The sequence below is a fragment of the Brunnivagina elsteri CCALA 953 genome, from assembly GCF_002289455.1.
In the GTDB taxonomy this organism is placed as follows: Bacteria; Cyanobacteriota; Cyanobacteriia; order Cyanobacteriales; family Nostocaceae; genus Brunnivagina; species Brunnivagina elsteri.
In genome coordinates, this window is record NZ_NTFS01000021.1 from 20,182 (window position 1) to 32,020 (window position 11,839).

An 11,839-nucleotide genomic window follows, 5' to 3' on the forward strand; every position below is an offset into this window, starting at 1 on the left:
CTGAATTTTGGGAAAGAAATGGGTACTGAAAATGAAATTATTAATTCCATTTCACCCTGTTTCCAAAGATTTTGGTTATTGGATAGAAATATCACCTTCCTAAATCATGGTTCCTTTGGTGCTTGTCCAGGACATGTATTAGAAGTACAAGCAAAATTGCGATCGCAGTTAGAAAATGAACCTTTACGTTTTTTTGGTCGGGAATGGGAACCTTTATTGGATGCATCGAGAAGCGGGTTAGGGACTTTTTTGGGTGCGGATGAAGAGGATTTGGTGTTTGTTCCCAATGCCACAACTGGAGTCAATGCGGTATTGCGTTCTTTGAGATTTGCCGCAGATGATGAATTATTGACCACGAACCACGAATATAATGCTTGTCGGAATGCACTTGATTTTGTCGCGAGTCGTTCGGGGGCAAAAGTCGTAGTCGCAAATATTCCATTTCCGTTGCGATCGCACACTCAAATCATTGAGACAATTTTAGGGAAGGTGACAGCAAAAACCCGATTAGTACTTCTCGATCATATCACAAGTCAAACAGGGTTAATATTTCCAATTCAGCAGCTATGTCGGGAATTGCAGCAGCGCAACATCAATGTATTGGTGGATGCTGCCCATGCTCCGGGAATGATACCTGTGAATTTACGAGAAATTGACCCAACTTATTATACCGGGAATTGTCATAAATGGCTTTGCGCTCCCAAAGGTGCAGCATTTTTGTATGTGAAGCGGGAAAAACAACCAGAAATTCGTCCTTTGACAATTAGTCATGGTGCAAACTCAAAATTGACCCACAAAAGCCGCTTTCAGTTGGAATTTGACTGGATGGGAACCGATGATCCGACAGCATATATGTGTGTTTCCGAAGCGATTGAGTTTATGGGTTCGTTGGTTTCTGATGGATGGGATGGGTTGATGCAGAGGAATCATGAATTAGTTGTGCAGGGAAGGGAAATTATTTGCTCTGCTTTGGATATTTTACCCCCATGTTCTGAGGAAATGATTGGTTCGATGGCTACGATACCTTTACCGAAAGTGTTCGACAAGTATACCCACATGTCGCTGCACGATCGCTTATTTGATGAATTTGGGATTGAGGTACAGATAGTTCCTTGGGAAATAGAACCAAAGTTATTAATTAGAATTTCGGCACAGATTTACAATACATTGGAGCAATATGAGTATTTGGGGAAAGTTCTGCGGGAATTAGCTTTTATACTGCAAACGGCTTAAAATTTGACTAATATAGAACCCCTCTCCAACCTCTCCCCTTACTAAGGGGAGAGGCTTAATAAATACTAGGTTTGGCAGATAAAAAGTATAATCCTTAACCGTTTTGAGTATAGTTAGGAAACTGGGAATTTTTAATTACTACCCATTGAGTTACAGGTGCGATCGCTCTCCAACCCGAAAATTTACCAATCGGTTCTGCCCGTTGAATTGCTATCCTAATTAATTCTCCCCCAATTTGGTCACGCCATGCAAACAATTTTTGCTCACCTTCAATAGTTACTACATTAGCAACCAAACGTCCCCCAATTGGTAATATATCCCAACAAATATCAAATAATCCCTCAGATGTAACTCCACCTCCAATAAAGATAGCATTGGGTTGGTGTAAATCTTTCAGTGCTGCGGGGGATGTACCATTAATTATTTGTAAATTTGGTGTACCCAAAGCAGTTGCATTGTTGGCTATGTATTGTAATCTGGAAGCACTTTGTTCAATTGCGATCGCACGACATCGGGAATGACTTCGCATCCATTCAATCGAGATGGAACCACAACCAGCACCAATATCCCAGAGTAATTCCCCTGGTTTGGGAGCTAAGGTAGATAGGGTTACTGCTCGCACTTCCCGTTTAGTTAACTGTCCATCATGGTGGTAAGCATTATCTGGTAAACCTGGTAATCTGGAGAAACCAGTCATCCCAGGATCGGGAATACAATCAACTGCGATCGCATTTAAATCTGCTATCTCCATATCTTCCCATGTTGCTGCAATCCCCTTAATCAACCTTTCCTGAATTCCTCCCATTCGTTCGAGAACAGTAATTTTACTACCACCAAATCCCCTTTTTGTCAAGATATCGGCAACCATTTTAGGTGTGTTTTTTCCCTCACTGAGAATCAATAATTTCGCTCCCCGATAAATGTAAGATTGGAGTAGGGCAGGAGAACGACCGCATAAACTCAAGGTTTCAACCTCAGTCAGTGACCATCCGAGACGGGCACAAATGAGACTAAATGTAGATGGTGCGGGGATTATAGTTATTTCTGAGATATCAATATGTCGTAGAATAGTATTACCAATGCCGTAACACATCGGGTTCCCACTAGCGAGAACGCAAATAGATTTACCTTGATGTTGGAGAATTTCTGTAATAGAAGTATCGATGGGAGATTTCCAGGTGAGTTTTTCCCGTAAATCATCCTTTCGGAGCATGGACAGATGACGTGAACCTCCCACGATAATTTCTGCATGATTAATTAGAGAAAGGGCAATATTATTTAACCCCTCTAATCCATCTTCACCAATACCGACAATAGACAGCCATTTTTTTACCATACCCATTTTTTTCGCATCTCTACACCACGGTTCAAACCCCAGATTTTATTCTACCTTCGGGAACGTTCCGAGTTTTCTTTGAGCCAGGGAATAAATTCCCTGTCTAAGAGCAAAAGTCCTCTGAAGAGGACTGATAATAAAGAGTAAAAGAATTGAAGTGTTAATTTTACTAGATTTTATTGTAGGTTGGGTGGAGGTGCATGAGAAATATTTGTAGCGAATTGATAAATCTATATTTGCGCCGTAACCCAACATTTTATTTAATAATTTAATATTTGAAGAGTTAACTTTAAGTGTTGAGTTATGTATTTAGTTATTTAAATAATTTCTTTTTTTCTCATATCATGTGTTGGGTTACGCAAAGCCTCCACCACAACAAAGCAGGAGATTGCGAATTGCGATAAGCGAATTGCGAATTGTTTTGACCCCCTTCTCATGCTAAATTACTAAAGCTTAGATTTGGGAAAGTCCGGTGAGATTCCGGTACTGTGCCGCAGCTGTAATGGGATAACCCAAGTCAGAATGCCAATTCTCTGTAATCAATAAATATTTATCTACTCCCTGCGTTGCACGGGGAAGGAGTTTCTACTGTGGTTCCTGAAGTTGCTACATGTCCTGGTTTATTTTACGCTACACCCGCTCAAGATGGGATATTATCTCGGATTAGAATCCCAGGTGGAATTCTCGATCGCAAACAATGTGATGTTATAGCAGATATTGCCGAGCAGTTTGGTGGTGGTTATGTTGATGTGACGAATCGAGCTAACCTACAAATACGCGAGATTAATACGGGAATAAATCCCCAAGTTTTACAGCTTTTACAAAATGTCGGTTTGGGTTCTCCCAATTCCAGGGTAGACCATATTCGCAATATTATGACCAGTCCCACTGCTGGTATCGATCGACAAGAATTAATTGATACTCGTCCATTTGTGAAAGCTTGGGATAACTACATTGCCACAAATCCCCACTTGGGAGAACTATCGGCAAAATTTAGCGTTTGTTTTGATGGTAGAGGGAAAATTAGAGTATGCGATCGCCCCAATGATATCGCGTTTGTTGCGACCCTAATTAAGGATTCTGTTTACTTCCGTCTACATTTGAGTGTGGGGGAAAAGGGAGAAACACCGATTGATGTGCGAGTTTTGGTACAACCAGAGGAATGTTTGCCAGTTTTGGCAGCTTTGGCAGATGTTTATTTACAAAATAGTAATATTAAGAGCGATCGCAAGCCACGTTTACGGGAAATAATTAAAATTCTCGGAATCGATGGATATTTACAGGAAGTTGAATCTCTTATCTCCACTGGTTTATTTCGTTCCCATGTAGAACATGAGACTCTCGGAGAAAAATATCAACACATTGGAATTCATCCCCAACGTCAACCTAATTTATTTTATATCGGTGTTGTACTTCCTCTTGGTCGTCTGCAAACAGAACAATTACGAAGATTAGCAGCTTTAGCAACACAGTGCGGAAGCGGTACAATTAGGCTGACACCTTGGCAAAACCTCTTGATAACCGATATTCCCAATCAACTACTTCCAGAGGTTGAAGATGAAATTGCCCAACTAGGATTAGATTATTCTCCCAGCAACATCAAAAGTGCAATGGTTGCTTGTTCCGGAATCAAAGGTTGTAAATCTGCCGCTACAGACACCAAAACCCATGCACTATCCCTAGTAAAGCATTTTAACAAAAAGCATAATATCCACGTACCCATCAATATCCACTTTACCGGATGCGAAAAATCCTGCGCCCAACATGGTAAAAGCGATATTACTTTACTCGGTGTAAAGATTGTCTCAGAAAATAGAACTAGTGAAGCCTATCAGATTTATGTTGGAGATGGAGAAGAAAAATTTGGTCGAGAACTTTACCAAAATGTAACTATCACTCAACTTCCCCAGATTTTAGAGCAAATTTTAAAAATGTATCAAATACATCGTCAAAATAATCACGAATCCTTAGGAGAATTTGCCAATCGATATGCGATCGCTGAACTAAAACAGTTATTCAGTTGCGTTAAAGAGCAAAACTAATCTGATTTTTAGCCTGTCATTTTCATTTCACTCTCCTCCGCGTAACCCCGCGCTTACCTCCGCGTTTAAAAGCTAAACTTAAAGGCAACTTTTAATATATCTCAAATTTCAACCCAAAATCACATGTTTAACTATATCCGAGATGGCAACGAAATATACCGTAATTCCTTCGCGATTATCCGAGCAGAGGTAAACTTAGACATCCTCCCTCCCGATGTGGCAAAAGTAGCCGTGCGACTCATCCATGCCTGTGGAATGACGGATATTGTCCCCGATATAGCCTATTCTCCCATAGCAGTACAAGTAGGGCGAGAAGCATTAGCAAAAGGAGCAACCATTCTTTGCGATTCCCGGATGGTTGCAGAAGGAATTACCCGCAGTCGTCTGAGCGCAAACAACGACATTATCTGTACCCTCAACCATCCCCAAGTACCAGAAATTGCCGAAAAAATCCATAATACCCGCTCTGCCGCAGCTTTAGAATTATGGTATCCCCATCTCGAAGGCTCAGTAATTGCCATTGGAAATGCCCCCACAGCGTTATTTAAATTACTCGAAATGCTTGATGCTGGAGCTACAAAACCAGCCCTGATTTTAGGCTTTCCAGTTGGATTTGTCGGTGCTGCCGAGTCAAAAGCAGAACTAGCAGCAAATAGCAGAGGTGTACCATTTTTAACATTACACGGTCGGCGTGGTGGTAGCGCGATCGCAGTAGCAGCTGTCAATGCGATCGCAACGGAGCGAGAATGATATCAAAAAAAATCGGTCGTCTCTATGGAATTGGAGTTGGTCCAGGGGACCCAGAACTATTAACTATCAAGGCTTTGCGGTTGTTACGTGCGGCTCCCGTAGTTGCGTATCAATCAGCAGATGACAAAGAAAGTGTAGCGCGATCGATTGTCGCTGAATATTTGACAGGGGAGCAAACCGAGGTATTATTTCACCTTCCCCGCGCTACTAACCCCCAAGAAGCACAACCCATCTATGATAAGATGGTGGAACCAGTTGCTGAACACCTGGAAGCGGGACGGGATGTGGTGGTTTTATGTGAAGGAGACCCGTTATTTTACGGTTCATTCATGTATTTGTTTACACGGTTGTCAGGTAAATATGAGACAGAAGTAGTACCGGGAGTTTCATCACCAATGGGATGCGCTTCCGCTTTGGGAATACCTTTGAGCTACCGTAATGATATTTTTAGCGTTTTACCTGCCACCATGACGGCAGAAAAGCTAGCAGCACAGCTATTAAATGCAGATGCAGCAGCGATTATTAAGTTGAGACGGCACTTTGCAAAAGTTCGGGATGTCTTAAATCAACTGGGGTTAGCATCGCGGGCAAAGTACATAGAAAAAGCAACGATGCCACAGCAAAAAGTTATACCACTGAATGAAGTGGAACCGGATAATGTTCCTTATTTTTCCATGATTTTAGTACCAAGTAAGTATCAATTATAAGTAGGCTGAGATTGTTAGGTTTCTGCTAGATGAAGCCGTTCTCCAAACTCCAAGCCATATTTTACCAAAAAAAATCGATCCGCCATAAGGCGGAAAAAAGAAGGAAAAAAGAAAAAGAATAAAGGACAAAAGAACTAAAGTATAAAGGGCTACTCAAGAGTTCTCCCGACCCCACAGACAATACGAAAACCAATAAAGTTGTAGAAAATGCCGCGCCCCGCCCAACTGTAGTAGTTACGGTACGCAGAACGGCAGTCTTCAGGATTGTTGTCCCAAGAACCACCGAGCAGTACTGTATTTTTTTTGTTTTGATAAGTATTATCTTTATCGTATATCCACGCACTTCCATCTGTTGGCGCACCTTCATAGCTATCATGCGAATCGTCGAGACACCATTCCCAGACGTTTCCATGCATATCGTATAACCCAAAGGCATTGGCTACCCCAAAACTGCCCACTTCCTCTGTTTTTTCACGATAGATACCTTTGGGTCCTTGACCATAAGAACCTGACCATTTATATTCTTCGTTATCTACACCTCGATAGTTTGCTAAATCAGTCGTGATTGTCTCCCCAAAGTAAAATGGGGTAGTGGTTCCAGCGCGACAAGCATATTCCCATTCGGCTTCGCTAGGGAGACGGTAGCTTTTGCTCGTATGTTTGGAGATGCGATCGCAAAATTCAACTGCATCGTACCAAGACACTTGCTCGACGGGTAAATTGTCGCCTTTAAAGTTAGATGGTTCTGGTTTTAAATCCTGGTTAACCTTGGGTAGTTTAGCTACTGCTTTCCACTGTGCTTGGGTAATTGGATATTTTCCCATGAAGAACGGCTGCACTGTGACTGTATGCTGGGGGCTTTCATTATCTCGGTGTTCTAATTCCTCTGCTGGAGAACCCATTGCAAAAGTGCCTCCGGGAATTAACATCATTTCTAGTTGAGTTTTACGTAGTTGAATTCCGCGCCCTAAATCTTCAACAAAACCTATAGCTTGTGCTGGAGAACGGTCAATTTCTAGAATATTATCACTATTAGATTGATTAACTTTGATAATTGCAACTTCAAAGTAAAAAGTTTGTGTCTTGATAGAATCATCTATAAGAATAATTGTGGCAGATTCAAATGTAAATTCAGAGAATTGGAGAGGGTCGATAATTACGAACTTACCGCGAAAATCAATTCTCCCTTCATTCGGATAGTTCAACCATCCCTCAAATAATTTGCCTGTCTGATTTTCTTCCCAAAAATAACTATTTTCGCTATTTTCTATAAGAGTGATACTAGCAGCAGTTTGATTATTATCAAAACTCCAAGATAGGGTTTGTTTTTGTACTGCCAAATTCTGAATTACCGCTAAACCAAATCGAGAACGAAACTGCACTTCACCTTGAGTCGAAATCAATAAATTTTCTGTTCCTTCATGCCAAATACCAGTCTCTCCACCCCATTTAACTGCACAAATATATTCTCCAGCAAATAATTGGAAAAATGGTAGATTACCATCTATTATTTTTTGTAACCGATTGACTTCAATTTTTTTTGCAAAATCGGCATATTTTCCACCGAGATTGTGTAAAACCTCTGTTGCAACATGGGCAAAGGGTAATAAATTTACCTGTTGTTCTTGACTTAAATTTGACAGGTTTGAAAGCAGTGCAGTGAAGCTTTTAAACGGCGAGTCTATTTTTTCAGCAATATATTCAGACACCACATCTAGAACATTCTCGGTTTCTGCTAAACGCATTGCTTGGTTAAGTAATTTGCGTACTTCTGGCACAAAATCATATTCATATTCATCAGTTTCTCTATTATTTACCTCTTCTTGATGCAGAGATATGGGAGAATAAATATTTTTTTTTCTTTCAATCATGCCACTTAAAAATACTTCTGCTACGTTTATTGCTGTAGATTTAGGTAGCATAGTCTTTTGAATTAGATGCACTACAGGTAAACTAACAGGAACGGCTGCCATTAATCCAGCTAATCTTTGTGCTGTAGGTGAAGCAGTGGCTAAAAAACGGTCTACTATTGCTTCAGGTGATGCTTCTGAATATTGGGATATTATTGTTTCGTTTACTTGCTCTTTAACATTTACTTGTTCTTTAATAAAATCAAGGTCTAAAACAATTGCTGGTGTTTGGGTTTTGCCATAACCTGCAACTACTTTAGCCCATTCTTTGAGAGATGCAGATTCTAGGGTAATAATAGGTAAATTTAAGGCTTGCTCTATATCTAAATCTTCTCGACAAATTAACTTAGAATTAGGTACACCAGGGTTAAAAGCACTCAATTGAACTTTGTAACCTAAACCTAACTCACTACTTAACCACAGTCTTTCTGGGAAAAGCTGCATAATTGCAGTTGGGGCTTGATTTGACCATTTTTGTAACCACTGATAGATGGTTTCTTGTTGCCAAATTGTTGATACACAATCGCTAATAAGTAAAATTAATCCCCTGCCATCACTCTGATATAATTCTCGATAATTATACTGACAATAATTTTTTCGCTTTCCTTTTTTTCTGCTGACTAATTGTAAATTATTTTGACGATTACTTAATAAATTCCAACTTCTAACAGTACGGAAAATGCCATAACTATTTAATATTTCTTCTAACTCATTAATGGTTTCTTGCCAAATAAATGAAGAACGGTTTTCCTCTACCACTAACTCAAGATTTAACCAGCGTTCGGGTTGAGGTTTCGTGATAGGTATCCAAATCTCTTGTTCTACAATCAAAGCATCTACAATACGGTTAACAGTAGCTTCAACGTCCAAAATTCTTCTAGAATAGGAGGGAACTTTACGCATGAGAGGACGTAAAGCTCTACTAATTTGTAGTTTATTTGGTAAAGCAGGAGCAGCAGGAGCTTGAAAGGGTAAACCCTCTATTTTTTCTTCATTCTGAGACTTTTGGGGCGATAAATCTAAGGGTGGAGTATAAATATTAATAGATGGCTCAACAGTTTGGAAAACTGGAGTTTTTGGATTTTCAGAAGGGGTTTCTGTTTTAGGTGATATTTCTCTGATTTGAGTATTTTCTACTCCCATTTGCAAAGCTAACCAAAGAGTATCTGCTATATCCTCATCGCTAAGTTCTAAGCGTTTCCTTAAACCACTATCCTCCAGGATATTAACAAAACGTTCCACTGCCTCATAGGAAGAATCTTTACTCATCTTCTTCAACCTGACCTAAATCTTGCAGTAGTTGTTTAATCAGTCCATCTTTAGTATCAATGCGTCCTTTTGTCACCATAAATAAAGCATTGAGAAGTTGATCGTTGGCGAGGGTTTTTGTATCTCTTTCTTTGATAAAATTATCAACTAATGTATCGAGAGCTTCATTTGTTAATTTTGTGGCATCTTCAGTATCCGCTATTTCTTTACCTAAATGAGCCGCAATTATTTTAACTAAATGTGTTTTATCTGGCTCTTTCATCGTTAACCGTAAACATCGTCTCAAAAATGGTGGAGGAAAATCTCGTTCTCCATTACTAGTTAAAATTACCAGGGGAAAAGTAGTACAAATTACTCTTCCTTCTCTAATTTCGCTGCTCGTATCTGCGGTATCTGCTGTACGCACATTAACGATGGGAATTTCTTTTTTTAGTCTAACTAACTCCTCGATTTCAAACCGTCCTTCTTCAAAAATATTTAACAAGTCATTAGGTAAATCAATATCACTTTTATCAATTTCATCGATGAGGAGAATCCGGGGTTTTGGTGATGGCAGTAAAGCTGTACCTAGAGGTCCCAAAGTGATATAGTCTTCAATGCTACTGGCTTTTGATGGATTTTGCTGCTGTTTAACTTCTTGTAATCGTGCGATCGCATCATAGTTATATAGTCCGTCTTTAAGAACAGTACGAGATGTGATTGACCAATATAAAACTTCTCCTAACTTCAATTCTCTAGCAACTGCATAAGCTAAGGAGGATTTACCTGTTCCTGGTTTACCAGTAATTAATAAAGGTCGTCGCAGGTATAAAGCTGCATTGACCATTTTTATTTCTTCTTCACGGGGTTGAAAAGTTTCACCTCTTATTTGGCTGCGACTTTGATTTGGGTTAATTTCTTCACCAAAAGGTCGCCATTTGGGAGATGGAGGTAATTCCCAATCATCGTGAGGTTCACTGTTCCCTGTAAAAATTTGCCAGTCATTCATAAAATTAATCAGTTTAGAGTTTGCTTTCGGTTAATAGTTGTTCGGGTGGTAATAAATTTGGGTCATCCCATAATAAGCATAAGTGGTTAATATTATTATTCCCTTGTTCCTTTTTCCTTTTAACTTGGGACGGTAATTCCTTTAAAAGTATATGATTACTTTCATTTTGTAAAATCCTTTTTTATTTATAGAGATATATTTATTTAAGATATTAATTAATTCCTCATTCTGGGAATTTTTTATTTGATTTAACTCCTTGATTATTTTGTCAATCAACTCAATTTTTCTATCTAATTTAGATTGCAATCTATCTTTTTCATCTGCATCACCTGCTCCTCTATAGTCACGCTCAAGAGCTTGATAATTTTTTTCAAGCTCTACTAATCTTTTTTCTAAGCTCTCCTTTCTAAGTCTTTTTGCAAAATTACTCTCCATAGTTGATTTGACTTAGCTCCTTGGTTATTTTGTCAATCTCCTCAATTTTTCGATCTAATTTAGATTGCAATCTATTTTTTTCATCTGCATCACCTGCTCCTGTATAGTCACGTTCAAGAGCTTGATAATTTTCTTCAAGCACTGCTAATCTTTTTTCTAAACTCTCCTTTTTTAAGCGCTGTACCAATGTTAATTTATCGCAAGGCACTGGAGCATTAAATTTTGCTTCTCCAAGTAAACTTTTAGAACTATCTCTAATCTTGATTTGTGGCGTTTGCAACTCGGTACTACCTTGTAAATCAATCGCATTACAACCAAAATTAAAAGAATCTTGATAATTTCTACCATTTGCTAAAGCCTCATAAAAACCAGTTGCAAACTTAATAGCAGCCTTATCCCCAATCTGCTTATTCATCCCAACTACACAATTAATATGTTGCTGAATTACTTCTGCTTGCACTTCGCTATAGCAAGCATTCAGCACAACACACTCAATATCGCTCTCAAATAACTTAAATAAACCCCCTAAAGACTCGCTACTTACAAATTGCTTTTGTCCGTATTGATTCTCCAGCACCAAACCATCATCCCCCTTACCATGACCGGAAAAGTGAACAATATTTGGTTTATAGTACAATAGTGCCGAACGCAAATCATCAACCCGTATTGCCCACTTGCTAATGATTTCAATCTCTTCTCGATATTTGGCTTGTCTGTGGACGGTTTCGATTTCTCGTACCTCTTCATCCAAACGTAACTTGTTTGTGTCCGTGGGGTTGGCTGCTAGAATTAAGATTTTTTTCATGCTTATTATCTGTGCTATCGTTTTTATTGATTCTTGATTTACTTTATTTCTTCCATTCAGGAGATGCAGACAATATCATTGAGGTTCCCACCATCTGCGATCGCATCCAAATTTTCCTCTAATTCAAACTCAACCATCATTGCCAAATCATTTTTGGTAGGATAAGCACTAATAATGGCGTTAACTAACTTTTTGAGTTCAGAACCAGGTAGCTTCATAAAAATAACTTGAACAATTTAGAAATAAATTTTTAGTATTGTAACATCGGTATGTATATAAGCTGCGTAGCAGCTTAATTGTATAATAGGGAATTAAGTAACTAAGCTTTTATCAGCCATATGCCAGCAAAAAACCATCTTTCTCA

At 39.0% G+C, this 11,839-nt stretch carries 10 protein-coding genes and 1 riboswitch; of the genes, 4 read left to right on the plus strand and 6 right to left on the minus strand.

Annotated elements, in window-relative coordinates; all coding sequences use genetic code 11:
- Nucleotides 1-18: 18 nt before the first annotated feature.
- Complete coding sequence (locus tag CK510_RS03430) at nt 19-1,233, plus strand: aminotransferase class V-fold PLP-dependent enzyme (protein WP_095720364.1); 1,215 nt, start codon at nt 19-21, stop codon at nt 1,231-1,233.
- Nucleotides 1,234-1,327: 94 nt separating this feature from the next.
- On the opposite strand, the gene cbiE is transcribed toward CK510_RS03430, so the two are convergent.
- Nucleotides 1,328-2,569 (minus strand): precorrin-6y C5,15-methyltransferase (decarboxylating) subunit CbiE, encoded by a 1,242-nt coding sequence (gene cbiE / locus CK510_RS03435; protein WP_095720365.1) that lies wholly within the window; start codon nt 2,567-2,569, stop codon nt 1,328-1,330.
- A 420-nt stretch (nt 2,570-2,989) separates the two neighbouring features.
- Nucleotides 2,990-3,117: riboswitch (cobalamin riboswitch) on the plus strand.
- Between the two features lie 42 nt (nt 3,118-3,159).
- Here cbiE and cobG point away from each other — a divergent pair.
- The 3 genes from cobG (at nt 3,160) to CK510_RS03450 (ending at nt 6,068) form a co-directional block, all read left to right on the plus strand.
- Nucleotides 3,160-4,611: a precorrin-3B synthase gene (gene cobG / locus CK510_RS03440; protein ID WP_245911831.1), complete on the plus strand. Its 1,452-nt coding sequence runs from the start codon at nt 3,160-3,162 to the stop codon at nt 4,609-4,611.
- Nucleotides 4,612-4,734: 123 nt separating this feature from the next.
- Nucleotides 4,735-5,361 carry a precorrin-8X methylmutase gene (locus tag CK510_RS03445; protein WP_095720358.1) on the plus strand — a complete coding sequence of 209 codons (627 nt, stop codon included), beginning with the start codon at nt 4,735-4,737 and terminating at the stop codon, nt 5,359-5,361.
- On the plus strand, nt 5,358-6,068 hold the full coding sequence (locus CK510_RS03450) for a precorrin-2 C(20)-methyltransferase (RefSeq protein ID WP_095720359.1): 711 nt from the start codon (nt 5,358-5,360) through the stop codon (nt 6,066-6,068). The genes CK510_RS03445 and CK510_RS03450 overlap by 4 nt, the downstream gene beginning before the upstream one ends.
- 149 nt (nt 6,069-6,217) lie before the next feature.
- Here the strand turns inward: CK510_RS03450 and CK510_RS33220 are convergent, their stop codons facing one another.
- From CK510_RS33220 to CK510_RS31420, 5 genes are all read right to left on the minus strand, one after another.
- Nucleotides 6,218-9,247: an SAV_2336 N-terminal domain-related protein gene (locus tag CK510_RS33220; RefSeq protein ID WP_245911832.1), complete on the minus strand. Its 3,030-nt coding sequence runs from the start codon at nt 9,245-9,247 to the stop codon at nt 6,218-6,220.
- A complete protein-coding gene (locus tag CK510_RS03460; protein ID WP_095720360.1) occupies nt 9,240-10,235 on the minus strand; it encodes an AAA family ATPase in 996 nt (331 codons plus the stop codon). Before CK510_RS03460 ends, CK510_RS33220 begins: the two co-directional genes overlap by 8 nt.
- 141 nt (nt 10,236-10,376) lie before the next feature.
- Nucleotides 10,377-10,670: a hypothetical protein gene (locus CK510_RS03465; protein WP_095720361.1), complete on the minus strand. Its 294-nt coding sequence runs from the start codon at nt 10,668-10,670 to the stop codon at nt 10,377-10,379.
- Complete coding sequence (locus CK510_RS03470) at nt 10,660-11,475, minus strand: CHAT domain-containing protein (protein WP_095720362.1); 816 nt, start codon at nt 11,473-11,475, stop codon at nt 10,660-10,662. The genes CK510_RS03465 and CK510_RS03470 overlap by 11 nt, the downstream gene beginning before the upstream one ends.
- Nucleotides 11,476-11,531: 56 nt before the next feature.
- Nucleotides 11,532-11,693, minus strand: a complete 162-nt coding sequence (locus CK510_RS31420; protein ID WP_158224829.1) for an effector-associated domain EAD1-containing protein — start codon at nt 11,691-11,693, stop codon at nt 11,532-11,534.
- Nucleotides 11,694-11,839: the final 146 nt, after the last annotated feature.

Bases quoted from the DNA above. Each gene is read 5' to 3' on its own strand.
- CK510_RS03430 (WP_095720364.1), top strand. From the start codon at position 19: ATGGGTACTGAAAATGAAATTATTAATTCCATTTCACCCTGTTTCCAA.
- cbiE (WP_095720365.1), bottom strand. From the start codon at position 2,569: ATGGTAAAAAAATGGCTGTCTATTGTCGGTATTGGTGAAGATGGATTA.
- CK510_RS03445 (WP_095720358.1), top strand. From the start codon at position 4,735: ATGTTTAACTATATCCGAGATGGCAACGAAATATACCGTAATTCCTTC.
- CK510_RS03450 (WP_095720359.1), top strand. From the start codon at position 5,358: ATGATATCAAAAAAAATCGGTCGTCTCTATGGAATTGGAGTTGGTCCA.
- CK510_RS33220 (WP_245911832.1), bottom strand. From the start codon at position 9,247: ATGAGTAAAGATTCTTCCTATGAGGCAGTGGAACGTTTTGTTAATATC.
- CK510_RS03460 (WP_095720360.1), bottom strand. From the start codon at position 10,235: ATGAATGACTGGCAAATTTTTACAGGGAACAGTGAACCTCACGATGAT.
- CK510_RS03465 (WP_095720361.1), bottom strand. From the start codon at position 10,670: ATGGAGAGTAATTTTGCAAAAAGACTTAGAAAGGAGAGCTTAGAAAAA.
- CK510_RS03470 (WP_095720362.1), bottom strand. From the start codon at position 11,475: ATGAAAAAAATCTTAATTCTAGCAGCCAACCCCACGGACACAAACAAG.
- CK510_RS31420 (WP_158224829.1), bottom strand. From the start codon at position 11,693: ATGAAGCTACCTGGTTCTGAACTCAAAAAGTTAGTTAACGCCATTATT.